At 62.2% G+C, this 24,206-nt stretch carries 24 protein-coding genes; 13 read left to right on the forward strand and 11 right to left on the reverse strand.

All coding sequences use genetic code 11. The features are described from left to right. Window positions 1-17 precede the first annotated feature (17 nt). Window positions 18-728, forward strand: coding sequence for a DUF599 domain-containing protein (locus AC2FML_RS16790; protein ID WP_170421054.1), 711 nt, complete (start codon window positions 18-20; stop codon window positions 726-728). Window positions 729-763: 35 nt separating this feature from the next. Next, window positions 764-1,111 (forward strand): hypothetical protein, encoded by a 348-nt coding sequence (locus AC2FML_RS16795; protein WP_149775950.1) that lies wholly within the window; start codon window positions 764-766, stop codon window positions 1,109-1,111. Window positions 1,112-1,114: 3 nt separating this feature from the next. Here AC2FML_RS16795 and AC2FML_RS16800 read toward each other — a convergent pair whose 3' ends face one another. From AC2FML_RS16800 to AC2FML_RS16815, 4 genes are all read right to left on the reverse strand, one after another. Next, the gene (locus AC2FML_RS16800) at window positions 1,115-1,600 is read right to left on the reverse strand and encodes a flavodoxin family protein (RefSeq protein ID WP_170445207.1); all 486 of its coding nucleotides are present in this window, start codon (window positions 1,598-1,600) and stop codon (window positions 1,115-1,117) included. Window positions 1,601-1,605: 5 nt separating this feature from the next. After that, entirely contained in the window at window positions 1,606-2,076 is a 471-nt protein-coding gene (rlmH, locus tag AC2FML_RS16805) for a 23S rRNA (pseudouridine(1915)-N(3))-methyltransferase RlmH (RefSeq protein ID WP_170359847.1), read from the reverse strand. Window positions 2,077-2,120: 44 nt separating this feature from the next. Further along, window positions 2,121-2,480, reverse strand: a complete 360-nt coding sequence (gene rsfS, locus AC2FML_RS16810) for a ribosome silencing factor (protein ID WP_093963679.1) — start codon at window positions 2,478-2,480, stop codon at window positions 2,121-2,123. A gap of 164 nt (window positions 2,481-2,644) precedes the next feature. Further along, a complete protein-coding gene (locus tag AC2FML_RS16815; RefSeq protein WP_496783913.1) occupies window positions 2,645-4,006 on the reverse strand; it encodes a mechanosensitive ion channel family protein in 1,362 nt (453 codons plus the stop codon). 266 nt (window positions 4,007-4,272) lie between these two features. On the opposite strand from AC2FML_RS16815, the gene leuC reads away from it, so the two are divergent. The 5 genes from leuC to AC2FML_RS16840 all read left to right on the forward strand — a co-directional run bounded on the left by leuC (window position 4,273) and on the right by AC2FML_RS16840 (window position 9,118). Continuing rightward, window positions 4,273-5,676, forward strand: a complete 1,404-nt coding sequence (leuC, locus tag AC2FML_RS16820; protein WP_170373252.1) for a 3-isopropylmalate dehydratase large subunit — start codon at window positions 4,273-4,275, stop codon at window positions 5,674-5,676. 38 nt (window positions 5,677-5,714) lie between these two features. Next, window positions 5,715-6,263 (forward strand): HdeD family acid-resistance protein, encoded by a 549-nt coding sequence (locus AC2FML_RS16825; protein ID WP_496783914.1) that lies wholly within the window; start codon window positions 5,715-5,717, stop codon window positions 6,261-6,263. Window positions 6,264-6,306: 43 nt separating this feature from the next. After that, window positions 6,307-6,912 (forward strand): 3-isopropylmalate dehydratase small subunit, encoded by a 606-nt coding sequence (gene leuD, locus AC2FML_RS16830; RefSeq protein ID WP_170343177.1) that lies wholly within the window; start codon window positions 6,307-6,309, stop codon window positions 6,910-6,912. A 332-nt stretch (window positions 6,913-7,244) separates the two neighbouring features. Further along, window positions 7,245-8,075: a hypothetical protein gene (locus AC2FML_RS16835; RefSeq protein ID WP_170359843.1), complete on the forward strand. Its 831-nt coding sequence runs from the start codon at window positions 7,245-7,247 to the stop codon at window positions 8,073-8,075. Continuing rightward, entirely contained in the window at window positions 8,072-9,118 is a 1,047-nt protein-coding gene (locus tag AC2FML_RS16840) for an endonuclease/exonuclease/phosphatase family protein (protein WP_496783915.1), read from the forward strand. The genes AC2FML_RS16835 and AC2FML_RS16840 overlap by 4 nt, the downstream gene beginning before the upstream one ends. Here the strand turns inward: AC2FML_RS16840 and AC2FML_RS16845 are convergent. Further along, complete coding sequence (locus AC2FML_RS16845) at window positions 9,113-10,024, reverse strand: Rossmann-fold NAD(P)-binding domain-containing protein (protein WP_496783916.1); 912 nt, start codon at window positions 10,022-10,024, stop codon at window positions 9,113-9,115. The genes AC2FML_RS16840 and AC2FML_RS16845 overlap by 6 nt on opposite strands. Before the next feature lie 96 nt (window positions 10,025-10,120). On the opposite strand from AC2FML_RS16845, the gene AC2FML_RS16850 reads away from it, so the two are divergent. Both AC2FML_RS16850 and leuB read left to right on the forward strand, forming a co-directional pair. Then, the gene (locus AC2FML_RS16850; protein ID WP_170461234.1) at window positions 10,121-11,014 is read left to right on the forward strand and encodes a LysR family transcriptional regulator; all 894 of its coding nucleotides are present in this window, start codon (window positions 10,121-10,123) and stop codon (window positions 11,012-11,014) included. A 143-nt stretch (window positions 11,015-11,157) separates the two neighbouring features. Continuing rightward, window positions 11,158-12,261 carry a 3-isopropylmalate dehydrogenase gene (leuB, locus tag AC2FML_RS16855; RefSeq protein ID WP_496783917.1) on the forward strand — a complete coding sequence of 368 codons (1,104 nt, stop codon included), beginning with the start codon at window positions 11,158-11,160 and terminating at the stop codon, window positions 12,259-12,261. A 48-nt stretch (window positions 12,262-12,309) separates the two neighbouring features. Here the strand turns inward: leuB and AC2FML_RS16860 are convergent, their stop codons facing one another. Continuing rightward, on the reverse strand, window positions 12,310-14,496 hold the full coding sequence (locus tag AC2FML_RS16860) for a transglycosylase domain-containing protein (protein WP_496783918.1): 2,187 nt from the start codon (window positions 14,494-14,496) through the stop codon (window positions 12,310-12,312). 255 nt (window positions 14,497-14,751) lie between these two features. Here AC2FML_RS16860 and AC2FML_RS16865 point away from each other — a divergent pair, with 255 nt between their 5' ends. Then, window positions 14,752-15,090 carry a P-II family nitrogen regulator gene (locus AC2FML_RS16865; protein ID WP_093963790.1) on the forward strand — a complete coding sequence of 113 codons (339 nt, stop codon included), beginning with the start codon at window positions 14,752-14,754 and terminating at the stop codon, window positions 15,088-15,090. 34 nt (window positions 15,091-15,124) lie between these two features. Further along, window positions 15,125-16,453 carry an ammonium transporter gene (locus AC2FML_RS16870; RefSeq protein ID WP_170359834.1) on the forward strand — a complete coding sequence of 443 codons (1,329 nt, stop codon included), beginning with the start codon at window positions 15,125-15,127 and terminating at the stop codon, window positions 16,451-16,453. Between the two features lie 67 nt (window positions 16,454-16,520). On the opposite strand, the gene AC2FML_RS16875 is transcribed toward AC2FML_RS16870, so the two are convergent. From AC2FML_RS16875 to AC2FML_RS16890, 4 genes are all read right to left on the reverse strand, one after another. Further along, entirely contained in the window at window positions 16,521-17,705 is a 1,185-nt protein-coding gene (locus AC2FML_RS16875; protein WP_496783919.1) for an amino acid aminotransferase, read from the reverse strand. After that, the gene (gene sseA / locus AC2FML_RS16880; RefSeq protein WP_170372517.1) at window positions 17,705-18,559 is read right to left on the reverse strand and encodes a 3-mercaptopyruvate sulfurtransferase; all 855 of its coding nucleotides are present in this window, start codon (window positions 18,557-18,559) and stop codon (window positions 17,705-17,707) included. Before sseA ends, AC2FML_RS16875 begins: the two co-directional genes overlap by 1 nt. An 80-nt stretch (window positions 18,560-18,639) precedes the next feature. Beyond that, entirely contained in the window at window positions 18,640-18,909 is a 270-nt protein-coding gene (locus AC2FML_RS16885; protein ID WP_496783920.1) for a CBU_0592 family membrane protein, read from the reverse strand. A gap of 22 nt (window positions 18,910-18,931) precedes the next feature. Then, a complete protein-coding gene (locus AC2FML_RS16890; RefSeq protein ID WP_170436370.1) occupies window positions 18,932-19,495 on the reverse strand; it encodes a helix-turn-helix domain-containing protein in 564 nt (187 codons plus the stop codon). Window positions 19,496-19,600: 105 nt separating this feature from the next. Here AC2FML_RS16890 and ilvD point away from each other — a divergent pair, with 105 nt between their 5' ends. Then, a complete protein-coding gene (gene ilvD, locus AC2FML_RS16895; protein ID WP_170342535.1) occupies window positions 19,601-21,433 on the forward strand; it encodes a dihydroxy-acid dehydratase in 1,833 nt (610 codons plus the stop codon). A 199-nt stretch (window positions 21,434-21,632) separates the two neighbouring features. Here the strand turns inward: ilvD and AC2FML_RS16900 are convergent, their stop codons facing one another. Next, a complete protein-coding gene (locus AC2FML_RS16900; RefSeq protein WP_170359822.1) occupies window positions 21,633-22,451 on the reverse strand; it encodes a sulfotransferase family protein in 819 nt (272 codons plus the stop codon). A gap of 143 nt (window positions 22,452-22,594) precedes the next feature. Between AC2FML_RS16900 and AC2FML_RS16905 the strand changes: the two genes are divergently transcribed. Then, complete coding sequence (locus AC2FML_RS16905) at window positions 22,595-24,172, forward strand: DUF5928 domain-containing protein (protein ID WP_496783921.1); 1,578 nt, start codon at window positions 22,595-22,597, stop codon at window positions 24,170-24,172. Window positions 24,173-24,206 lie beyond the last annotated feature (34 nt).

Consider the following 24,206-nt stretch of genomic DNA (forward strand, 5'->3'; position numbering starts at 1 on the left):
GGACGTACTGTCGCGCCATGACATTGACCGAACGCGCCCTGCTGTTTTCGCCCCTGGACTACGCCGCCGTCCTGCTGTTGCTGATCGCCTGGCAATGGATCGGATGGCGGATCGAGAACCCCGCGCCCGGCAAGCGCTCGGTCGCGGTGATGATGGACGAATTCCGCCGCTGCTGGATGCGCGAAATGGTGACCCGTCAGCCCCGCATGTTCGACGCCCAGGTCGTGGGCACGATGCGTCAGGGCAGTACGTTTTTTGCCTCGACCACGATGATCGCCATCGGGGGCGGGCTGGCCCTTCTGGGCAATACCGAGCGGCTGTCGGGCGTCGCCAAGGATCTGGCCATCGGCAGCGCACCGGCCATGGTGTGGGAGGTCAAGATCCTGATCGTGCTGCTGTTTCTGTCGAATGCCTTTCTGAAATACGTTTGGGCGCACCGGCTGTTCGGCTACTGCGCGGTGCTGATGGCGGCGGTGCCCAACGAGCCCGAGGATCCGCAGGCCTATCCCCGCGCGGCGCAGGCGGCCGAGATCTGCGTGACCGCCGCGCGCAGCTTCAACCGTGCCCTGCGCGCCACCTATTTCGCGCTGGCCTCGCTGGCCTGGATCCTGGGCCCGATCACTTTGATCATCGGCACGCTTCTGACATTGGGGGTTCTTTATCGGCGCGAGTTTGCCTCGCATTCCCGCGCGATCCTGCTGAGCCTGCCGCCGGACACGCAGACGTGATCGCGCCCCGCCCGATCAGATCCTAGACTGGCGCAATGCGACACCTGATCCCCTGCCTGTTTCTGGCCGCCCCGGCCCTCGCCGACCCGCCGACGGTCGAAAATGTCACCGCGACGCGCACGGGCGAAACCTGGCGATTCGACGTGACCATCCGCCATCCCGATACCGGGTGGGACCACTATGCTGATGGCTGGCGCGTTCTGGCGATGGACGGGACCGAGCTGGGGATGCGGGTGCTGCACCACCCGCACGAGACCGAGCAGCCCTTTACCCGGTCGCTGGGCGGGGTCGCGATCCCCGAAGGCGCGAACCAGGTCCAGGTCCAGGCCCGTTGCAGTGTCGACGGCTGGAACGCAGACACCACGCTTGTGACGCTGGACTGATCGTCAGAACACGCCAAGCGACAGCCCGGCACCCAGTGCCGCGCCGATCTCGCGGCATTTGTCCAGTTCATCCTCGGGGATGGTCTTTTCCGCCAGTATCGCCTCGGGCGTCTGGGCGTGAGTGCAGACGATGCGGGGCGGCTGCACCTCTTTCAGGCGCCAACCGGTGGCGATGCGCGCCAGTTGCCGCGCCGCGTTCTGACCGTCGGACCCGGCGCAGATCATCTGCGCATAGGGCCGCCCCTCGATCCGGCCCAGAACCGGATAGTAGCAGCGGTCGAAAAAGTCCTTTATGACGCCTGACAGCGCCGCGAGGTTCTCGGGCGCGCAAAAGATGTATCCGTCGGCCGCCAGCAAATCGTCGGGTCCCGCCTGCTCGGCGGGTTTCAGGCTGACCTCGGCCTCGGCGCTGGCCGCCTGTGCGGCCGCATCGGCCATCTGCCGGCTGCCGCCGGTGCGCGAATGATAGACGATCAGTAGACGGGCCACAGTGGTCAGGCCCGATGATACGGGCCGCCCGACAGGATCGTCGCGGCACGATAGAGTTGTTCCGACAGCATCACCCGGACAAGCATATGCGGCCAGACCATGGCGCCGAAAGAAATCGAAAAATCGGCCTCGGCCCGCAGCGCCGGGTCGATCCCGTCGGCGCCACCGATGACAAAGGCCAGATCCTGCCGGCCCATGTCTCGCCACCCGGCCAGCTTCCGCGCGAAATCGGGGGAAGACATCACCTTTCCCCGCTCGTCCAATGTGCAGATCACCGCGCCAGCGGGCAGCGCCTTGCGCAGCAACGCGGCCTCGGCGCCCATACCGGCGTTTTTCTTGTCTTCGACCTCGATCACGCGCGCAGGCCCCAAGCCCAGGCCGCGGCCGGTCCGGTCGAAACGGGTCAGATAGTCGTCAAGCAGGGTCTTCTCCGGTCCGGCACGCAATCGCCCGACCGCACAAATGCTGATACGCATGTCGCTCTCGCCGCCGGCCCTTCAATACGGGCCGGGATGGCGCCTCAGTTCGCCGAGGCGCTGCCGCCCTGAGGCAGCCACATCTTTTCCAGCTGGTAGAATTCGCGCACTTCGGGGCGGAAGATATGGACGATCACATCGCCCGTATCGATCAGCACCCAATCGCCGGCATCCTTGCCTTCGACCTTCGAGGTGAAACCGAATTCCTGCTTGATGCGATCCGTCAGCTTTTCCGCCATCGCCGACACCTGACGCGTCGACCGGCCCGAAGCGATGACCATGTAGTCGGCCACCGAAGACTTGCCCTGCAGGTTGATCTGCACAACATCTTCGGCCTTGTCATCGGAAAGTGAGGAAAGGATGCGTTCAAGCAGCTTGTCGCTGATTGACTGAGAGCGGGCCATCACAGCGGCCCCTTCATCGGCGGGCAAACCCGCCTGTGTGTGTAGAGACAGGACATGGTCCTCCTTGCTAAAGCGCCGTGTAACCCCGGCGCCGGGGTACTATTAAGGTAGCAAGGCAATTGCAACATTTCAATGAACGGCAACCGTTGATAGCACGGGGTTGATCAATCCGTGTCCAGATGTGGCACAGCGGTGTCGGTGGCACCCTGCCCCAGCAGGCGCACTTCGCGCTGCGGGAAGGGGATCGAGATGCCCTCGGCCTGGAATGCATCCCACAGCGCCAGATAGACATTGCCGCGAATGTTGGTCAGGCCGGCCGTCGGATCGCGGATCCAGAACCGCAGCACGTAATCGACGCTGCTGTCGCCGAACCCGGTGATGTGGCAGACCGGTTCGTGCTTGCCGCCGCTCAGAACGCGTTTGACTGATTTCACCGTTCGCACGGCGGACCCGCGCACCTTGTGCGGGTCGTCGCCGTAGCTGGTGCCGAAAGTCAGATCGAGGCGGACGAACTCGTCGGAATGGGACCAGTTCACCACCTGCCCGGTAATCAGATCCTCGTTCGGGATCAGGTATTCGCGCCCGTCGCGGGTAACGACCGAGACGTAGCGGGCGCCCAGCGCGTTGATCCAACCGAACGTATCGCCCAGCGAGATCACGTCGCCCGGCTTGATCGACCGGTCCATCAGGATGATGATCCCCGAGATCAGGTTCGACACGACCTTCTGCAGGCCGAAGCCGATGCCCACGCCAACCGCACCGGACAACAGCGCGATCCCGGTCAGGTCGAATCCCAGCGTCCGGATCCCGACCAGAAAGACCAGCCCGTACAGCGCCACCTGGATCCCCTTGGCCAGCAGCACCTGCATCGAGGGCGAGATGTCGTCATTGCTTTTCAGCCCGCGTTCCGCCGCCCGGGTGCCGAGCCGCGCCAGCACCAACAACGTGCCGATCAGCAGAATGGCCTTGAGAATCCCCAATACCGAGATGTGAAGGCTGCCGATCGAAATCGCCACGCCGTCCAGGAACTCGGCGACGTCATCGGTCAGACTCAGCGCGACCAGCGTGGCGTAGATCCACATCGACCAGCGGAAGATGCGCCGAATCGTCCGGTTGCGGACCAGTCGCGAAATCAGCGCGATCGCAAGCCACGCGGTTGCCAGCGTTGCCAGAACACCGATGATGTAACTGCGCGATGGCCAGGTGACCTGCTGCATCACCAGATAGACGCCCCAGGCCAGCACGACAAAGTAGACCAGCGTCAACCGCTGCATCAGCTGAACCAGAACCCGCAACCGCCATTTGGGCCATCCACTGCGCGCCCGTGCCCAGGCTTCCCACCGGCCTTTTGTCAGCAGTGTCAAAAGGAAGGACAGCGCCACCAGCCCCAGGATGATGGCGATCTGATACTGCCGCCACCCCGGAGTCACGATCAACTCGACCAGGTTCCCAAGCTGCAACAGAAAGGCCTCGGCCATGTTGTCGAACAGTTCTGAAATCGAACTTGGGATCAAATCATTGTCCATGCGCGTCTCCTGCCGCCAGATTGAACAGCAATGTGGCGGCTTGCAAGGCCCACCGACCTGTCGTGGGACGCGGATTGAGCCTTGATTGACGAGGGGGCGCGATATATCTGGATCGCATGAGATTCCATCAGGCCCCTGCTCCCAACCTGCAAGACCGCGCGCGCCTGCGTGAACGGTTCTTCGGGGCCGCCCGCACGGTTCTGGCCCGCCTATAATCGGCGCCCAGCCACTCGCCAGCATTTCTCAATACAGACGGGAGAGGACCGATGTCCCCCAAAACACTCTATGACAAGATCTGGGATGCCCATGTCGTGCACGAAGCCGACGATGGCACCTGCCTGCTTTATATCGACCGCCACCTGGTGCACGAAGTGACCAGCCCGCAGGCCTTCGAAGGCCTGCGCATGGCGGGCCGCAAGGTGCGCGCGCCGGAAAAGACCATCGCCGTGCCGGACCACAACGTGCCCACCACGCCCGACCGCGTGAACGGAATCGAGAACCCCGAATCGCGCATCCAGGTCGAAGCACTGGACAAGAACGCCCGCGAATTCGGCATTCACTACTACCCGGTGAATGATATCCGTCAGGGCATCGTCCACATCGTCGGCCCCGAACAGGGCTGGACCCTGCCGGGCATGACCGTGGTCTGCGGCGACAGCCACACCGCCACCCACGGCGCGTTCGGCGCGCTGGCCCACGGCATCGGCACCTCCGAGGTCGAGCATGTTCTGGCCACCCAGACTCTGATCCAGAAAAAGTCCAAGAACATGAAGGTCGAGATCACCGGCAAACTGCAGCCGGGCGTGACCGCCAAGGACATCACTCTGGCCGTGATCGGCGAAACCGGTACCGCCGGCGGCACCGGCTATGTGATCGAATATTGCGGCGAAGCGATCCGCGACCTGTCGATGGAAGGCCGCATGACCGTCTGCAACATGGCCATCGAGGGCGGCGCCCGCGCCGGCCTGATCGCGCCGGACGAAAAGACCTTCGAATACGTCAAGGGCCGCCCGCACGCTCCCAAAGGCGCGCAGTGGGAGGCCGCCCTGGCCTGGTGGAAGACGCTCTATTCCGATGACGACGCCCATTGGGACAAGGTCGTCACCATCCGCGGCGAAGAAATCGCCCCCGTGGTTACCTGGGGCACCAGCCCCGAAGACGTTCTGCCGATCACCGCGACCGTGCCCAACCCCGAGGATTTCGAGGGCGGCAAGGTCGAGGCCGCGCGCCGCTCGATCGAATACATGGGGCTCAAGCCGGGCCAGAAACTGAGCGACATCGAGATCGACACGGTCTTCATCGGCTCCTGCACCAACGGCCGGATCGAGGACCTGCGCGCCGCTGCCGAGATACTGAAGGGCAAAAAGATCAAGGACGGCATCCGCGCCATGGTCGTGCCCGGCTCGGGCCTTGTTCGCGCGCAGGCCGAAGAGGAAGGCATCGCCGAAATCTTCAAGCAGGCCGGGTTCGAATGGCGCCTTGCGGGTTGTTCGATGTGCCTGGCCATGAACCCCGACCAGCTGACCCCGGGCGAGCGTTGCGCCGCCACCTCGAACCGCAATTTCGAGGGCCGTCAGGGCCGCGGCGGACGAACCCATCTTCTGAGCCCGGCAATGGCTGCCGCGGCGGCAATCACGGGAAAGCTGACAGACGTGCGTGAGTTGATGTAAGCTGCCCTCATTACTATATTTTTGAGGGAGAGACTGAAATGAGTGATTGGCTGAAACTGCTATTACTGGGCGTGTTGTCCGTCGTGTTCGGGGTTATCGTTCTGGGCGCGCCCGTGGTGGCGTCTTTCGCGATTACCACGCTGGCTGGCTTCATGCTTCTGATTGGCGGGGGCGTTCAGGTTATTGGTGGATTCACCGTCGAAGGCATGGGGCACAAGATCCTGGCGATTATCATGGGCCTGATCATGGTGTTCCTCGGCTGGTCGTTCCTGAAAAACCCGCTCGAGGGGATTTTGACGCTGGCAACTGTCGTCATGATCCTTTTCGCAGCAGGCGGGATCGCGCGGATTTTCTTGTCGTTCCAGATGCGCGGAACACAGTTCTTCTGGCCGACTCTCATTTCAGGGGCGCTGTCGCTGGTTTTGGCCGGATATATCTTTGCCAACGCCTCGGTCGGCCTCGCGCTCAGCTTGCTGGGTATCCTTCTGGGCATCGAGATGCTCTTTAACGGCTTCGGCCTGATCTTCGCGGCGTTCTTCGTCAAGAACGCGCCCAAAGACGAAACTACAGAAGCTCAACAAGCTTGAAACGCGGGGCATGGGGCCTGACCTCTCCCGCAGGAGTGTGAACATGGAAAAGTTTGAAAAAGTCCACGGTGTGGCAGCCCCCATGCCCCTGATCAATATCGATACCGATATGATCATTCCCAAGGTGCATCTGAAAACGATCAAACGGTCCGGCCTCGGCGTCGTCCTGTTCGACGAGATGCGCTATCACGATGACGGACGCGAGAACGAAGAATTCGTCCTGAACAAACCCGCTTATCGCAACGCCGAGATTCTGGTGGCCGGCGACAACTTCGGGTGCGGCTCATCTCGGGAACACGCGCCTTGGGCGATCAAGGATTTCGGTATCAAGGTGGTCATCTCGACCAGCTTCGCCGACATCTTCTTCAACAACTGCTTCAAGAACGGCATCCTGCCCATCGTCGTCGAAGAACACCACCACGTCATTCTGATGGAGGATGCCCACAAGGGCGAGAACGCACGTATGACCGTGCATCTGGAAGATCAGCAGATCGTCACCTCTGACGGCGTCGTGATCGAGTTTGATATCGACCCGCACCGCAAGCATTGCCTGTTGAACGGTCTGGACGATATCGGCCTGACGATGGAAAAAGATCATCACATCGACACGTTCGAATCCCATGCCGGACAGGCGCGCCCTTGGGTGTGATTCTGGGGATGAACCTGTGGATACTCAACCTGACGGGGTCGCCAAGGCGGCCCCGTTCGCATTCTTGGGGTTAAAGTCAAAGCAACCACAACATGTAGAGAACCATTTCCATTACACGTCGAATTTGCGACGTGAATGATGCAAAGCCGCACCAGTTTCGCCATCTTTTTGCCCGAAATCACGTGTTTTCTGCACCTCGGCTTGAGCGAAATGCCGCTTATCGCCAATGATGGCGCTAAAGGGGCATCCGCCAAATATCGAGATTGGCGGGCATCAAGTTGGAACCAAGTCGGCGAAGAATCGACTGGTCCGGTTTGGAAAGGGTTCGGATAGTGATTGCTCGCACAACAGGGGCTGCGATACGGGGATTGTTGGTGGCACTTCTGGTGCTGACACCCGCATTGTATCTGCCCGCATCAACGTCCAACGGGACCGAGATCGTTGTCTTTCTGGCAATCCTCGCATTCATCCTGACCTTCGCCGAATACAACTCGGCCTTTCCCAGCTTTATTGAATTCCGCGATGCGCCGCCCGTGAACAGACTGCGCTTTGTCGGCCTGATGTCGATGATCTCGTTCCTGACCTTGATCTGCAAGAACGCCTATGCGCCGACGGAACTGACCAGCACCGTGTATTCGGTCGGCCTGGCCGTCGCGAATGTCGTGGACTTCCCCTATTCACCTGTCCGCCTGGTGGTGTTGATGCTGCCTGCTGACGCGAGCCAACCCCTGGTCGAGTTGGTACGCATCACGGCAAGTGTCGCCTATGTCGCCGCTTTGGTCACGATCGCCAGCTTTGCCTATGCGGTCAAACTGCGTGGATGGCCCACTGGCAATGGGGCATTCAATGTCTGGACCAACCTGCCCCTGTTCGACCCCACCAAGGGTGGAGACGTGGTGACTCGCCTGCAGCGCGACGGTCGGTTGAACATCTCGGTCGGCGTTCTGCTACCGTTCCTGATTCCGGCCCTGATCAAGCTGCTCACGGATTTCATTGATCCGCTGTCGTTGTCCAATCCGCAGACGTTGATCTGGACCATGAGCGCGTGGGCTTTCCTGCCGGCCAGCATGATCATGCGCGGGATGGCAACCCTGCGCATTGCCGGGCTGATCGTGGAAAAACGCCGCGCCTACTCGACCACCGAGACGACCCAAACCGCATGATCCGTATTCTTGTTCTGCTGTTGCTGCCGTTTGCGGCGCAGGCAGAGCCAGTGCGCGTTGCCAGCTTCAATGCTGAGCTAGGCCGGAAAGGTCCGGGCCTGCTGCTGCGTGATATTCGGCGCGATGATCCCCAGGTGCAGGCCGTGATTGACGTTCTGACTACCGCTGCCCCCGATGTTCTGGCCCTGCAAGGCATCGACTGGGACCATAACAACCTGGCCCTGTCCGCTCTGGCTGATCGGTTGCGCGCGGCAGGGCTGGATTACCCGCATCTCTTCGCTGGTCAGCCCAACTCGGGGCTGATGACGTCGCTTGATCTGGACGGAGACGGAGAACGGGGCGGACCCGGAGACGCCCAGGGATGGGGCCGTTTCACCGGAAATGGCGGGCTGGCCGTGCTGTCCCGTTATCCGATCGCAAAGGATGAGGTTCGTGACCTTTCAGCGCTGCTTTGGAAGGACCTGCCCGGCGCGACGCTACCCACCCTTGGCGGGTTGCCTTTCCCGTCCGAACAAGCCCACGCTGTTCAGCGCCTGTCGTCGACCGCCCATTGGATCGTGCCGGTGGAGACACCTCAAGGCCGCCTGAACCTGATGACCTTTCACGCCACCCCTCCTGTCTTCGACGGGCCTGAGGATCGCAACGGATTGCGCAATCGCGATGAGATCCGGCTGTGGTCGGTGTTGCTTGACGGCGGGCTGGGTCCAGCCCCGAAAAGTCGTTTCATCATTGCCGGTGACGCCAATCTTGACCCGAACCTGGGCGAGGGGCGCAATGAAGCCATCCGCGATCTGTTACAGCACCCCAGCCTGCAGGATCCGCGACCCGTGGATGGCGCAGGCTCGGCTGTAACGGTGGTCTGGAAGGCGGTGGGTGAACGGCGTGTTGACTATCTGCTGCCATCGGTCGACTGGGTGGTTGAAAACGCCGGCATCCGCTGGACTGACGCCAAAGGCGCGCCCCTTGCCGCGGCCCGCAAGGCCAGCCGACATCGCCTGATTTGGGTTGACTTGTCACACCCTGACATGCCGCCGGGCCTATGACAGGCCCTGAACTCGATCCACGTCTGTGGTTCGCGGGCTATCATGCGACAGGTCAGACACAGCGGTTTTCAATGCCTCGTGCAGCGGCGTGGATGCGAAATCGCTGATCAACGAGTCGAAGAACGAGCCATCCAAGCGGTGCGGCGTGTCCCACAGATAGCGCATCTCAAGCAGATGCGGGGCCAGTTTCCAGAACGGCTGGGCCAGAACAATTGGCCACCAGTTCATCTGCTTCAGGCGCACCGGAGCCCCGGTCACTTCCGACAAGGCCTGTGCCAATTGGCGGCCGGTCAACGTGTATCCGGCAAAAGGAATGTCGCAATAGCGCGGCAAGTCATGCCGCATCTCGGCCAACTGAACCGCAGCGCGGGCCAGATCCGGCAGGTAGGCCCAGGCATGGGCAATGTCAGGGTCACCGGGATAGACGAAACGTCCTTTGGCCAGGGGCTTGATCATGATCTGGTCGAACCAATTGCCGGAGGCTTGCGTGTCAAGGAAATCCCCGGCGCGCAGGATCACGGTGCGCACACCCGACGACCGATAGGCCTCCTCCATACGGATCCGAATCTGGCCCAGAGGGTTGGTTGCAAGATGCGGCGTATCTGCCGCCCACGGCCCGGGCGTGTCGGCCCCGAAAACATAGACGTTCCCGGGCACGATCACGGTCGCCCCGGTTGCCTTCGCCGCACCGATGACCTGAGCGTGCAAATCCGGCACCTGCCGCGCCCACTCGGTGTATGGCGGGTTCCAGCCATTCACGATGACATCCGCACCCCGGGCTGCGGTGGACAGATCATCCCTCGCGCGGTCAAATCCCCGCACCGTCCATCCGGCCGCTTGAAACGCGTCTGCGGCATTGCGGCCAAAACGCCCCGAAGATCCCAGGATCAGCACCTTTCCCGTCATCACAACCTCCTGTCAGCCCTGGCGGTTGAACAAAAGATATCCATTCACTCACCTTTGGGAATTGCCGAAAAACGCAGAGCATGTATTCATCTGCGCATGGATAAAACCTTGGCACTTTCTGATTGGTCTTTGGTGCAGAGCTTTCTGGCAGTTGCGGAAACGGGATCGTTGTCGGCGGCTGCGCGGGAACTGGGGCGCAGTCAGCCGACGCTTGGTCGCCAGGTGCAGGCGCTCGAGACGGATTTGGGCGTGTCGCTGTTCGATCGCCATGCGCGAGGCCTCAAGCTCAGCGCAGCCGGCCAGCAATTGCTGCCGATGGCGCAACAGATGCACACGGCCATGCGCCAGCTGAGCCTGGCCGCCGCCGGGCAGTCGCAACAGCTGGGCGGTACGGTCCGCATCACCGCCTCGGTCTTCGCATCGCACCATATCCTGCCGTCCATTCTGGCGGACATCCGCAGGCAAGAACCTTCAATCCAGCTGGAACTGGTCGCCACCGACACCAGCGAAAACCTGCTGTTCCGCGAAGCTGATATCGCAGTTCGCATGTATCGCCCCGAGCAGGTCGATATCGTGACCCGGCATCTGGGCGACGTACCGTTGTGTTTCTGCGCAGCCCGGTCGTATCTGGACCGCGCCGGTCGGCCAACCACCCCCGAAGAGTTGTTTCAGCATGACCTGGTGGGTTTCGACTCCAACAACCTGATCATCTCGAAAATGCAGGCCAAGGGTTGGCCTGCCAGCAAGGAAAACTTTGCCACCCGTTGCGATCTTCAAAGCGCCTATTGGGAGTTGATCCGTGCGGGTTGCGGCATCGGTTTCAGCCAGGTTCAAGTGGCCGAGGCTGATCCTGCGGTCGAAATTCTGCCGCTGGATGTGGACATCCCGGTTCTGCCGGTCTGGCTGGCTGCGCCGCAGGCCATGCGGCAGACACCGCGCATTCGCCGGGTCTGGGACCTGCTGGCAGAAGGGCTGAAAGCCAGCCTGTGACCCAGATCGGGTGACCGGCGCATGTTCAGCGGCGTTTTTCGCGCTGTACGGCCCTGATTCCGCGCATTTTGACCAGAACGCCTCATTGACCAGATGCACCGCAAACGCTAGGCCCGATGCTGAAAAACGCAAGGAGACCGTTCATGTCCAACCCCTCGCTCCTCATCCTGCCCGGAGACGGAATTGGCCCCGAAGTCATGGCCGAAGTGCGCAAGATTATCGGCTGGTTCGGCGCCAAGCGCGGCCTTGAATTCGACGTGAGCGAGGATCTGGTCGGCGGTGCCGCCTATGACGTGCACGGCAAGCCCCTGTCGGACGAGACGATGGCCAAGGCGCAAGAGGTCGACGCGGTTCTGCTGGGCGCCGTGGGCGGCCCGAAATACGACGATCTGGATTTCAGCGTGAAGCCCGAGCGCGGCCTGCTGCGCCTGCGCAAGGAGATGGACCTGTACTCGAACCTGCGCCCGGCCCAGTGCTTTGACGCGCTGGCCGATTTCTCGTCGTTGAAAAAGGACGTGGTTGCCGGTCTCGACATCATGATCGTCCGCGAACTGACTTCGGGCGTCTATTTCGGCGAGCCGCGCGGAATCTTCGAGGAAGGCAACGAGCGCGTGGGCATCAACACCCAGCGCTACACCGAATCTGAGATCGAACGCGCCGCGCGCTCGGCCTTTGAACTGGCAATGCGCCGCAACAAGAAGCTGTGCTCGATGGAGAAGGCCAACGTGATGGAATCGGGCATCCTGTGGCGCGAGGTGGTGACCCGCGTGGGCCAGGACTATCCCGAGGTCGAGCTGAGCCACATGTATGCCGACAACGGCGCCATGCAGCTGGTGCGCGCACCCAAGCAGTTCGACGTGATCCTGACCGACAACCTGTTCGGCGATATCCTGTCGGACTGCGCGGCGATGCTGACCGGCTCGCTGGGCATGCTGCCCTCGGCCTCGCTGGGCGCGCCGATGGCCAATGGCCGACCCAAGGCGCTGTATGAACCCGTCCACGGCTCGGCCCCCGACATCGCCGGTCAGGGCAAGGCCAACCCGATCGCCTGTATCCTCAGCTTTGCGATGGCGCTGCGCTACAGCTTTGACCAAGGCTCCGAGGCCGATCGTCTGGAAGCCGCGGTCGAAAAGGTTCTGGCCGATGGTGTCCGCACGGCTGATCTGCTGGCCGAAGAAGGCGTTCAGCCGGTTTCGACCAGCGAAATGGGCGATGCGATCGTCGCCGCACTGGACGCCAGCCTGTAACGACCGATCCGGGCGGCGCCCAGCGCCGCCCGTCTGATCATCTGCGGTCTAGTTGCCGCCAAAGAGATCCTTCAACAGACTGTCGACGGCCTTGGCAAAGCCACCCTGCTGCCTGCGGCGTGGCTGGGATTGCTGAGTCGTCTGGACCGGAGCGGCCGGAGCCAACATCGGCAGAGGGGTCGGAGTCATACCTTCGGTAACCCGCACCATGGTTTCCTTCCAAATCTCGGCTGGCAGCCCACCGCCGGTCACGCCCGACAACGGTGTGTTGTCGTCATAGCCCATCCAGACACCGGCCACATAGTCTGCGGTAAAGCCGATGAACCACGCATCCCGGGCGGCCTGGGTCGTGCCTGTTTTGCCTGCAACCTGCCATCCCGGCAACTTGGCGCGTTGTCCAGTTCCCTCGGATACCACGCGTTCCATCATCCAGGTCAGTTGCTTGGCAGCTTCGTCGCGGATCACCCGCTCGCCGATCCCGGTCGTCGTCACCATCATCGGGGCATCGTCACCCAGCAGTTTCAACTCGGTCAGGCCGTATGGTTCCACGGACGAGCCACCATTCAGGATACCGGCATAGGCGCCAGTCATTTCGATCAGCGTGCTTTCCGAGGCGCCCAGCGCCAGCGCAGGGCCCGCCGCCAGATCGCTTTCGATGCCGAACCCGCTGGCAACGGTGCGCACATTGTCCAGCCCAGCAACCTCGGCCACCTTGACGGCCGGGATGTTCAGCGAGTTCTTGAGCGCATCCGCGAGGGTCACGCGACCGTAGAACTTGTTGGTGTAATTCTTTGGGCACCACTGGCCGGACCCCGGGATGTCGATGCAATAGGGCTCGTCCACCACCGTGGCCAGCGGCGAATAACCCAGTTCCAGCGCGGTGGCATAGACGAAGGGTTTGAACGAGGACCCGGTCTGGCGCAGCGCCTGCGTCGCGCGGTTGAACGCGCCCGACACCTTGGTCTTGCGTCCACCCACCATGGCCCGGACCGCACCATCGGCCGACATCACCACGATCGCGGCCTGCGCTTTCGAGCCTTCGCTGACCTTTTCGTCGAACACCTGTTTCAGCGCCGCCTCGGCCGCCTGCTGGATCCGCTGGTCCAGCGTGGTCTTGATCACCACGTCCTCGGTGGTGTTGCGGGTAAAGAACTCGGGGCCGCTGGCCATGACCCAGTCGGCAAAATACCCGCCAGCACGGGCGGCGGCGGCCTCGGACAACTCGGCCGGGTTGTTGCGCGCCGCGGTTGCCTGTGACGTGGTCAGGTAACCCTGATCCTCCATCAGGCTGATGACCACCTTGGCCCGGTCCTGCGAGCGTTGCAGGTTGTTAGTGGGCGCATAACGCGTGGGCGCCACCAGCAGCCCCGCCAGCATCGCCGCCTCGGCCGGGTCCACCTCGGCGGCGGACTTGCCGAAATAGCGCTGGCTGGCCGCCTCGAACCCGCGGGCCCCGGCCCCCAGAAACGCCCGGTTCAGATAGATGGTAAGGATCTCGTCCTTGGAGTATTTGACCTCCATCGCCATCGCGTAGATCGCTTCCTTGGCCTTGCGCCACAGCGACCCCTGGCGGCAATCGGCCTCGTACGCCGCTTCCGATTCCCACTCGGTCGGGTCGTACGGGACGCCCAGACACAGCAGCTTGGCCGTCTGCTGGGTGATGGTCGAACCGCCATGCCCCGACAGTGGGCCACGCCCCTCGGACAGGTTGATTTTCACCGCACTGGCAATACCGCGCGGACTTACGCCGAAGTGACGGTAAAAGCGCTTGTCCTCGGTCGCGACAACCGCATTCTTCAGATGCGGCGACACGGTGTCGGTGGTGATAACGCCGCCGAACTGATCCCCGCGCCAGGCAAAGACCTTGCCGTCCCGGTCCAGCAGCGTGACCGACCCGCGCGCGCGCCCGTCCAGCAGGGCATCGACCTCGGGCAGGGTGGAGTACACAACCCCAACGGCAAGCGCCAGCAGCAGAGCGGCTATCGCACCCACCCGCCAGGTCAGCCCCCAGATCAGGCGCCCTATCCAGCGGAACAGCCGGCGAAAGAAGCCGCCCTGCCCGCCTCCCGAACGTTTGCCCCAGGGCTTGCGGCTGGTCTTTCGGGTCGTGGTCTTGCGCGCCGTCGCCTTCTTGCCCGCCGGTTTCGCCGTCCGCTTGGCAGACGAGGTCTTGCGGCCTCCGGACGGATACCGTTTGTCCGCCACCAGCGGTTTTCGACGCTTGGACTCAGTCATGCTCAAACTCTGCCCGTTTTTGCTTTTGTGGCACCATACCGCGCTGTCGCGCCCATGTAGAGGTGTGAAATAGCGCGAATTCCCCTCTCACACTTGCGTATTTTTTAATCACTTTGCCGTTTTTGTGCAAAAAATGTGCAACTTTACCCCTCTTCCCCAGCGTCTTTTTGCCGAAATCGTTCCTTGCGCGGCCATGTCGGGCTCTTTTTCTGCAGGTGCAAAGCCGGACCCACCGGAACAGAAGAGGGGAAAGACGTGAAACTGATCATTGCGACAATCAAGCCGTTCAAGCTCGAGGAGGTGCGCGAGGCACTGACCGAGGCGGGCGTGCGCGGCATGATGGTGACCGAGATCAAGGGCTTCGGCTCGCAATCCGGTCACACCGAAATCTATCGGGGCGCCGAATACGCGGTGAACTTCGTGCCCAAGATCAAGCTGGAAATCGTGGTGCCCGCCGCGATGACCGACCAGATCGTCGAGACCATCACCAAAACCGCCAAGACCGGCAAGATCGGCGACGGCAAGATTTTTGTCCTCGATGTCGAGCAGGCCCTGCGCGTGCGGACCGGGGAACTCAACGAAGAGGCGCTGTAAGGCGCCGCGACCGACAATCATTCGAGGACTGAACATGAACCTGATGAAATCCCTCATCCCAGCCGCCGCGATCGTCGCGCTGCCGCAGATGGGCCTGGCGCAGGAGGCCGCCGCATCCGGCGAAACCGCGCAGCATACGCAATACATCCTGACTTCGCTGCTGTTCCTGATGGGCGGCTTCCTAGTGTTCTGGATGGCCGCGGGTTTTGCAATGCTCGAGGCCGGTCTGGTGCGCTCCAAGAACGTGGCCATGCAGTTGGTCAAGAACATCGGCCTGTTTTCCTTTGCCGCCATCATGTACTGGCTGGTCGGCTTCAACCTGATGTATCCGGGCGACGGCTGGACCATAACCGGCATTCTGGGCGCCTTCTCGCCCACCTCGCTGGAACCGGTCGGCCTTGATGGTGTCGAAACCGATCTTTCCTATGCGTCGGTCGGTTCGGACTTCTTCTTCCAGTTGATGTTCTGCGCCACCACGGCCTCGATCGTGTCGGGCACCATGGCCGAGCGGGTCAAGCTGTGGCCCTTCTTCATCTTCGTGATCGTCCTGACCGGTGTCATCTACCCGATCGAAGCCTCGTGGCAGTGGGGCGGCGGCTGGCTGTCCGAAATGGGCTTCAGCGATTTCGCGGGCTCGACCCTGGTGCATGCGGCAGGTGGCTTTGCCGCGCTGGCCGGAGCCATCGTGCTGGGCCCCCGGATCGGCAAATACAGCAAGGACGGCAAGGTCGTTCCGATCCCCGGCTCGAACCTGGCGCTTGCCACCCTGGGTACGTTCATCCTGTGGCTGGGCTGGTTCGGCTTCAATGGCGGCTCGCAGTTGGCCATGGGCACGATCGGCGACATGGCTGACATCAGCCGCATCTTCGCCAACACCAACATGGCCGCTGCCGCCGGCGCAGTAGCTGCCCTGATCCTGACCCAGGTGATGTACGGCAAGGTCGACCTGACCATGGTGCTGAACGGTGCGCTGGCCGGGCTGGTCTCGATCACCGCCGAACCGCTGGCACCCTCGCTATTCCAGGCACTGATCATCGGCGGCATCGGTGGCGTGATCGTGGTCTACACCGTGCCGCTGCTGGACAAGATGAAGATCGACGACGTGGTCGGCGCCATCCCGGTTCACCTGATCGCAGGCTTCTGGGGCACCTTCATCGTGGCCTGGACCAACGGCGACGCGTCCTTCGTGACCCAGATCATCGGCTTTGCGGCCATCGGGATCTTCGTCTTCGTGGTCAGCTACATCCTGTTCTCGATCCTCAAGGCCACTGTCGGCCTGCGGGTTGGCGAGGAAGAAGAGATCAACGGCCTCGACATGGGCGAGCTGGGCATGGAAGCCTATCCCGAGTTCTCGAAGGGCTGAGCTCCCTTCAATCCAAACAAAAAACCCGGGCATTCGTGCCCGGGTTTCTTTTTTGAAATGCCTTACCTCAGACGCCGACGTCGATGATGGCCTTGGCCAGGATCGGCACGGTGGCCTCGTTCAACCCGGCGATGTTCATGCGGCTGTCGCCGACCATGTAGATGCCGTGCTCGACCCGCAGCTTCTCGACCAGCTCGGGCGCGGCGCCCAAGCGCGAGAACATGCCGCGATGCTGGGCCAGGAAGCCGAACCGGTCCGATCCGCTCAGCCGCTGCAGTTCGTCCGCCAGTTGGCGGCGCAAGCCGAGCATCGACAGGCGCACCTCTTCCAATTCGGCCATCCAGTCGGCGCGCAGACCCTCATCCATCAGGATCGCGGTCACCACGCGCGCGCCGTGATCCGGCGGGAACGAGTAGTTCTGGCGGTTCAGAAACGCCAGCGTGCCCTGGTTCAACGCGGTCTGGCCCGCATCGGCACTGACGGCCATCAGCAGGCCGGTCCGCTCGCGGTAGACACCGAAATTCTTCGAACAGGACGCCGCGATCAGGCATTCCTTGACCGACGCAGCGACAAGCCGGGTCGCCTGGGCATCCTCGCTCAGACCGTCGCCGAAGCCCTGATAGGCGATGTCAATCATCGCCACTAGACCACGGTCGTTGATCAGGTTCACCACCTCTTGCCACTGGACCATGTTCAGGTTGGCGCCGGTCGGGTTGTGGCAGCAGCCGTGCAGCAACACGACGTCGCCCGCCTTGGCAGTCTTGAGGTCCTCGATCATGCCGTCGAAATCGACGCCACGGGTTTCCTCGTCGAAATAGCGGTAGGCGACGGTTTCGATGCCCAGATAGTTCAGGATCGAGATGTGGTTCGGCCAGGTCGGGTTCGACACGAACACCCGGGCCGAGGGGTTGGCCATGCGGATCAGCTCGAACGCTTGCCGGCAGGCACCGGTGCCGCCCGGGGTGGCCACGGCGGCGATGTTGGCGCGCGGCACGCTGGTGCCGAGGATCAGGCTGATCATCGCATCGGCATAGACCGGATCACCGGCCAGCCCGGTATAGGCCTTTGAGTCCTGCTCTTCCCAGATCCGCTGCTCGGCGGCCTTGACCGCCCGCATCACTGGGGTCACCCCATTGGCGTCTTTGTAGACGCCGACACCCAGATCAATCTTCTGCTCGCGCGGGTCCTCGCGATACATCTGCATCAGGGCCAGGATCTTGTCGGCTGGCTGCGACTTGAGGTTTTCAAACATCAGGAGTCTCCGGTTGCGACGGGCAGGGTCGGGAAGGCGCCCCATTCGGCCCAGCTGCCGTCATAAAGCGAATGGTCTTTCTTGCCCATGCGCTCGAGCGCAAGGCTGAGGATCGCGGCGGTCACGCCTGACCCGCAGGTGGTGATGGCGGGTTTCGACAGATCGACGCCTGCGGCTTCGAACACCGCGCGGCAGTCCTCGGGCGATTTCATGGTGCCATCGGCACTCAGCAACTGTCCGAAGGGCACGTTGCGCGAACCGGGGATGTGCCCCGCCCGCAGCCCCTCGCGCGGTTCGGGCTGCGATCCGGCAAAACGGTCGGCGGCGCGGGCATCGATGATTTCGTGATCGGCCAGCTTGGCGGCGGCTGAGACCTGGGTCACGTCGCGGACCAGGTGGTTCTGCACGCGCACGGTCATGTGGCGGTCGCGGATGACGGGGGGCAGATCCTCGATCTCGCGCCCTTCGGCAACCCATTTGGGCAGGCCGCCGTCCAGAACGGCGATGTTCTCTTGCCCCATCAGGCGGAACAGCCACCAGACACGCGCCGCCGAGAACAGGCCCGCGCCGTCATAGACCACGACCTGATGACCGTCGCCCACGCCCATGGCCCGCAGGCGCGACATGAATTTCTCGACCGGAGGCGCCATGTGCGGCAGGTCCGAACGGTGGTCCGAGATCTCGTCGATGTCGAAGAACCGCGCGCCGGGAATATGTCCGGCCTCGTATTCGGCGCGGGCGTCGCGCCCCTGCTGCGGCAGGTACCACGAGGCATCGAGGATCCTCAGATCCGGGTCCTTGAGGTGGGCGGCAAGCCACTCGGTGGAAACCAGGGTTTTTGGATCGTCCAGCATCAAAGCCTCCCCTTTACGCGCAGGGATTTCCCTATACGCGCAAAGGTGCGGGTTCAAGGCTGGATCGGGTCCCTGCGGCCCTATCGCGCCCGTCGCAGGCGGAAATGCTGGATGATGCCGATCACGCTGATGGCGATCCAGAAACTTTCGATCAGCATCGAGGCCAGGTTGAAGTTCTGCAGCAGCGAATAGACGATCAGAACCGACCCCACCAGGTTGACCACCGGAAAGGCCAGATCGTCGGAATTCATCATCCGCATCTGGGTGGCGAAATAAGCCGCGACCACGATCAGCGCCCCGAAGGACCCGATGCCATCGGCCAACGTCAGGGCGTTCAGTAAGTCCGTCATAGGGTCATCTCCTTCTGCCGTATCAACCGGCCGCGGCGGTGGCGGGCCGATGTCCGTAGTGATGCATGTTCAGAAACGCCGCGCCCTCGGGCCCGGCGCGATAGCCATGCGGCAGGTCGGCCGGAAAGCGCAACCCCTGGCCCGCGCTCAGCGGCACCCATTCGCCGTTCCGCAGCACCTCGAGCGCGCCGCTCAGCACAAAGACTTCCTCGGTTACGCCGGCGGCATGGGCGGGGGATTCGTGGCATTGGTTGCGGTCCAGTTCGACGTGAAAGGTCTCGGCCCCCAGAACCGGGTCGAAAGGAAAGACGATCTTGACCTTCAGACTGCCCGGAAAGGTCACGGTGCGGAACCGGGCCGCATCCGCCGGATCGCGCAGGGCGCTGGTGCCGATCAGCGCGCTCAGCGGCATCTGGAACCCCTTGGCGATCTTCCACAGCGTCGCGATGGTGGGGCTTGATTCGCCGCGCTCGATCTGGCCCAGCATGGCCTTGCTGACTCCGGTCAACTCGGCCGCTTTGGCCAGGCTCAGCCCCGATGCCGCCCGGACGTCTCTGAGTTTCAGGGTGATGTCGTCCGAGTCCATGGCCAAGTCCCGCGATTTACCTTGTGCGTTATAACGCACATGTGCTACGTGCGCTATAACGCACGCAACACTGGTTTTGCAACCGGGCAAAAGGGAAACAGCATCATGCCAATGTACCGATCCAGAACTTCGACCCATGGCCGCAACATGGCCGGTGCCCGCGGCCTGTGGCGCGCCACCGGGATGGGCGACGACGATTTCGGCAAACCGATCATCGCCATCGTCAACTCGTTCACGCAATTCGTGCCGGGGCACGTCCACCTCAAGGATCTGGGTCAGATGGTCGCCCGCGAGGTCGAGGCCGCCGGCGGTGTGGCCAAAGAGTTCAATACCATCGCCGTGGATGACGGCATCGCCATGGGCCATGACGGGATGCTGTATTCGCTGCCCTCGCGCGAGATCATCGCCGACAGCGTCGAATACATGGTCAACGCACACTGCGCCGATGCGATGGTCTGCATCTCGAACTGCGACAAGATCACCCCGGGCATGCTGATGGCAGCGATGCGCCTGAACATCCCGGCCATCTTCGTCTCGGGCGGGCCGATGGAGGCCGGCAAGATCGACATCGCCGATCTGGATGTGAAGAAGATCGACCTGGTCGATGCCATGGTCGCCGCCGCCGATGACAAATACACCGACGAGCAGGTCAAACATATCGAAGAAAACGCCTGCCCCACCTGCGGATCGTGCTCGGGCATGTTCACCGCGAACTCGATGAACTGCCTGGCCGAGGCGCTGGGTCTGGCGCTGCCGGGCAATGGCTCGACGCTAGCCACCCATGCCGACCGCAAGGAGCTGTTCCTGGAGGCCGGCCGCCGCATCGTCGAAATCACCAAGCGCCACTATGAGCTGAACGAAAAAGGCTTCCTCCCGCGCGAGATCGCGACCTTCGAGGCCTTCGAAAACGCCATGAGCCTGGACATCGCCATGGGCGGCTCGACCAACACGGTGCTGCACCTGCTGGCCATCGCGCATGAGGGCGGGGTGGATTTCACCATGTCCGACATGGATCGGCTGAGCCGCAAGGTGCCCTGCCTGTGCAAGGTCGCGCCCAACACCGAAAACGTCCACATGGAGGATGTGCATCGCGCGGGTGGCATCTTCTCGATCCTGGGCGAGCTGAGCCGCGCCGGTCTGCTGCATGACGACTGCTGCACGGTGCATTCGGCCAGCATGGCCGAGGCCATCGCCAACTGGGACATCACGGTGACCAACAACCCCAAAGCGCAAGATCTGTTCAAGGCCGCCCCCGGTGGCGTGCGCACGACCCAGGCGTTCAGCCAGTCGAACCGCTACAAGGAACTGGACACCGACCGGGCAAACGGCGTGATCCGATCCAAGGACCATGCGTTCAGTCAGGATGGCGGTCTGGCCGTTCTGTTCGGCAACATCGCGCGCGACGGCTGCATCGTGAAGACCGCAGGTGTGGATGAGAACATCCTGAAATTCACCGGCACCGCCTATGTCTGCGAAAGTCAGGACCAGGCGGTGAACGACATCCTGACTGGCAAGGTCAAGGAAGGCGACGTGGTCGTGATCCGGTATGAAGGCCCACGCGGCGGGCCTGGTATGCAAGAGATGCTGTACCCGACCTCGTACCTGAAATCCAAAGGTCTGGGCAAAGCCTGCGCGCTGCTGACCGACGGTCGCTTCTCGGGCGGCACTTCGGGTCTGTCGATCGGGCACGTCTCGCCCGAGGCGGCCGAAGGCGGTGAGATCGGTCTGGTGCAGAACGGGGACACGATCGAAATCGACATCCCAAACCGCTCGATCCACCTGGCCGTGTCCGACGAAGAGCTGGCAGCCCGCCGGGAAGTCCAGGACGAAAAAGGCTGGGTTCCCGCTGCACCGCGCAAGCGCAAGGTGTCCACAGCACTGAAGGCCTATGCCAAGCTGGCCACCAGCGCTGCAAAAGGCGCGGTGCGTCAGGTCTGAACGCTGACGGCCCGCGTCATGCGGGCCGGTCCGTTGCCTGAAACCGAAGTGCTCCCGCGCCTGACAGGACCCATCGGCTGCGCCGCTGCCTCCTTCAGTCTTGGGCCGGGCGCCGCGCTGTGCGCGGCGCCCGGCCCAACCAGAGGAGATGTCTCGCCAGAGACCTCGACGATGGGCGGGAGCGCCCCTGCCTGTGGGATCAATCACCCAGCTTGGCGTGAATCTCATCCAGGTCGATTTCACCTGTCGGCATCTTGTTGGCCGGGTTCTCGAAATCGTATTTGAACAGTTCGAAATCCTGTTTGTAGATCTCATAGACCAGGTGCATCGACAGGTCGTCGAAATAGTCCTCGACCGGGTGCGCACGTTTGGGGCCGTGGCCCTCGGATTCGTTGAAGCGCGGAATTTCGGACAGGGTCACGGGATGCGGGGTTTCCAGCGCGTCCAGCACGCCTTGCATCCCGTCGTTGAATTTCTCGGTCCAGAAAACCCGGTCATAGCGTCCGCCATTCACGATGAAGGTCGACACATGCCCCGACATGGCCGACCAGTGAATGTCCGGGTCCATTGGCCGCCGCCAACGGATCGTGTCGCGGGCAAACAGAAGAAACCGGCGGAAACTGGCAATCTGGTCGAATTCGCCCTTGCCGTCCTCGCCCCCGACCTCGATCCCGTAATTGTAGATCAGCGTCGGCACCAGATTGCCCCGGTACCGTTTCCCGTTGCGCTGAATGCCGCAGATCTTGTCGAAGAACGAACTGAGGATCCGCGTATAAGGGTTGCGCACGCAGGTGAAGGCGAACGACTTGTGCCCGCGCACATTGGCCGAGATCACATCCTGGCTGTGGTCAAACGCCCATTTGTGCATCCCGTCTTTGGCGTCGTGGATATCGCCGTCAAAGAACCGACCGTGATCGGAGTAATACATGATCTGCCCGATGGTCGAGCAGGCGCATTTGGGCACGACGCGATAGACCATGCTTTCGCTTTCGGTCATCCATGTACCGGGAAATCCCATCTGCCATGCCTCCTTAGCCGGCCGAGTCTCAAGGTGATGCGCCAGCTTTTGACGCCAGAGAAGCAAAAATATTCTGTTTATTCAATCGCTCATCCTCAGTATCACGGTTGGAACCGGGCAGTAACGGACTTCATGCAACGCCAATGGCCAAGATCGCCTACATTCTGCTGTGTCACAAAGACCCTGACGCGATTATCGCACAGGCCGAACGGCTGACGGCCGCAGGGGACTGCATGGCCATCCATTTCGATGCCAGCGCATCCGCACAGGACTTTGACCGGATCCAGACGGCCCTGAAAAGCAATCCCAATGTGACCTTCGCGGCCAGGCGGATCAAATGTGGCTGGGGGGAATGGTCGCTGGTGCAGGCAACACTGAACGCGGTGCAAGCTGCGGTCGAGGCCTTCCCGCGAGCGACCCATTTCTACATGCTGTCGGGCGACTGCATGGCGATAAAGACCGCGGAATATGCGCATCGGTTTCTGGATGAAACCGACAAGGATTTCATCGAAAGCCACGACTTTTTCGAAAGCGACTGGATCAAGACCGGCATGAAGGAAGACCGGCTGATCTACCGTCACTATTTCAACGAGCGCACGCAGAGCAAACTGTTCTATGCCGCCTACGAGGCCCAGAAACGTCTCGGCCTGACCCGCGAGATCCCGGAGGATCTCCAGATCATGATCGGCAGCCAGTGGTGGTGCCTGCGCCGCCGGACAATCGAGATGATCCTGGATTTCCTGCGCCAGCGTCGGGACGTGGTCCGTTTTTTCTCGACCACCTGGATTCCGGACGAGACGTTCTTTCAGACCCTCGTGCGCCACCTGATCCCGAAAACCGAAATCGAAAACCGTACGCTGACTTTCCTGATGTTCTCGGATTACGGGATGCCGGTAACGTTTCACAACGATCACTACGACCTGCTGCTGACCCAAGATTACCTGTTCGCCCGCAAGATCAGCCCCGAGGCGCAGTTGCTGAAGCAGAAATTGGGTGCGCTCTATGCCAGCGAAGGGGTCGAATTCCAGATATCGAACGAGGGACGGAATCTGCACGGATTTCTGACCGGCCGTGGCCGAGTGGGACGCCGGTATGCGCCCCGCTTCTGGGAGACGGCCAACACGCTTGGCGCCGATCGCGATCTGTACATGGTCGTCTGCAAGAAGTGGCATGTGGCCAAGCGGCTGATCGACCAGATCGCCTCTGAGACCAACCTGCCCTGCATCGAATACCTGTTCAACGAAGAAGCCGCCCCCCTGCCCGATCTGGGGGGCTTGGAGACCACGCTGGTCAAACGATCCCGGCATCGCAGGGCGGTCACCCGGATGCTGTACGATCACTTCGGCACCGACCGGCTGCTGATCTGCCTGGATCCCGCCAGTCTGGATATCGTACAGGATTTCTGCTCGGACAAGGCGCGCACCCATGTGCTTGAAATCGAGTGCACCTATTCGGACGCGTATCTTGTCGGCCACGCCCACAGGGTCGGGTTGGCCGGAGAAAACAGCCCAGCCGCAACCGTCGAACGCCTGTTACCGACGATACGCAGCGATCTGGCCTATGAATCCGAACAGCTGCGCGGTGCCGGGATCGAGAGGTTCTTCCGATTGCGCGAAACCGCTGACCCGGCTGAGAACGTGGCCGCGATCGCAGAATTCCTTGGGGTTTCGGAGGAGACCGCCCAGTCGATCATGCGGCTTGATTACCTGTTCACGGACTGAACGCATGTGTTGGCCCGGCCGCGCTAGGCCGCCG

The organism is Ruegeria sp. BHSC029 (assembly GCF_059613085.1).

What these genes read in the sequence shown, in the direction of transcription:
- AC2FML_RS16905 (WP_496783921.1), top strand. Translation starts at nt 22,595, where the DNA reads ATGGCCAAGATCGCCTACATTCTGCTGTGTCACAAAGACCCTGACGCG.
- AC2FML_RS16790 (WP_170421054.1), top strand. Translation starts at nt 18, where the DNA reads ATGACATTGACCGAACGCGCCCTGCTGTTTTCGCCCCTGGACTACGCC.
- AC2FML_RS16900 (WP_170359822.1), bottom strand. Translation starts at nt 22,451, where the DNA reads ATGGGATTTCCCGGTACATGGATGACCGAAAGCGAAAGCATGGTCTAT.
- AC2FML_RS16815 (WP_496783913.1), bottom strand. Translation starts at nt 4,006, where the DNA reads ATGGACAATGATTTGATCCCAAGTTCGATTTCAGAACTGTTCGACAAC.
- AC2FML_RS16870 (WP_170359834.1), top strand. Translation starts at nt 15,125, where the DNA reads ATGAACCTGATGAAATCCCTCATCCCAGCCGCCGCGATCGTCGCGCTG.
- AC2FML_RS16890 (WP_170436370.1), bottom strand. Translation starts at nt 19,495, where the DNA reads ATGGACTCGGACGACATCACCCTGAAACTCAGAGACGTCCGGGCGGCA.
- AC2FML_RS16850 (WP_170461234.1), top strand. Translation starts at nt 10,121, where the DNA reads ATGGATAAAACCTTGGCACTTTCTGATTGGTCTTTGGTGCAGAGCTTT.
- AC2FML_RS16840 (WP_496783915.1), top strand. Translation starts at nt 8,072, where the DNA reads ATGATCCGTATTCTTGTTCTGCTGTTGCTGCCGTTTGCGGCGCAGGCA.
- leuC (WP_170373252.1), top strand. Translation starts at nt 4,273, where the DNA reads ATGTCCCCCAAAACACTCTATGACAAGATCTGGGATGCCCATGTCGTG.
- AC2FML_RS16795 (WP_149775950.1), top strand. Translation starts at nt 764, where the DNA reads ATGCGACACCTGATCCCCTGCCTGTTTCTGGCCGCCCCGGCCCTCGCC.
- AC2FML_RS16885 (WP_496783920.1), bottom strand. Translation starts at nt 18,909, where the DNA reads ATGACGGACTTACTGAACGCCCTGACGTTGGCCGATGGCATCGGGTCC.
- rsfS (WP_093963679.1), bottom strand. Translation starts at nt 2,480, where the DNA reads ATGGCCCGCTCTCAGTCAATCAGCGACAAGCTGCTTGAACGCATCCTT.
- sseA (WP_170372517.1), bottom strand. Translation starts at nt 18,559, where the DNA reads ATGCTGGACGATCCAAAAACCCTGGTTTCCACCGAGTGGCTTGCCGCC.
- AC2FML_RS16845 (WP_496783916.1), bottom strand. Translation starts at nt 10,024, where the DNA reads ATGACGGGAAAGGTGCTGATCCTGGGATCTTCGGGGCGTTTTGGCCGC.
- leuD (WP_170343177.1), top strand. Translation starts at nt 6,307, where the DNA reads ATGGAAAAGTTTGAAAAAGTCCACGGTGTGGCAGCCCCCATGCCCCTG.
- AC2FML_RS16860 (WP_496783918.1), bottom strand. Translation starts at nt 14,496, where the DNA reads ATGACTGAGTCCAAGCGTCGAAAACCGCTGGTGGCGGACAAACGGTAT.
- leuB (WP_496783917.1), top strand. Translation starts at nt 11,158, where the DNA reads ATGTCCAACCCCTCGCTCCTCATCCTGCCCGGAGACGGAATTGGCCCC.
- rlmH (WP_170359847.1), bottom strand. Translation starts at nt 2,076, where the DNA reads ATGCGTATCAGCATTTGTGCGGTCGGGCGATTGCGTGCCGGACCGGAG.
- AC2FML_RS16875 (WP_496783919.1), bottom strand. Translation starts at nt 17,705, where the DNA reads ATGTTTGAAAACCTCAAGTCGCAGCCAGCCGACAAGATCCTGGCCCTG.
- ilvD (WP_170342535.1), top strand. Translation starts at nt 19,601, where the DNA reads ATGCCAATGTACCGATCCAGAACTTCGACCCATGGCCGCAACATGGCC.
- AC2FML_RS16825 (WP_496783914.1), top strand. Translation starts at nt 5,715, where the DNA reads ATGAGTGATTGGCTGAAACTGCTATTACTGGGCGTGTTGTCCGTCGTG.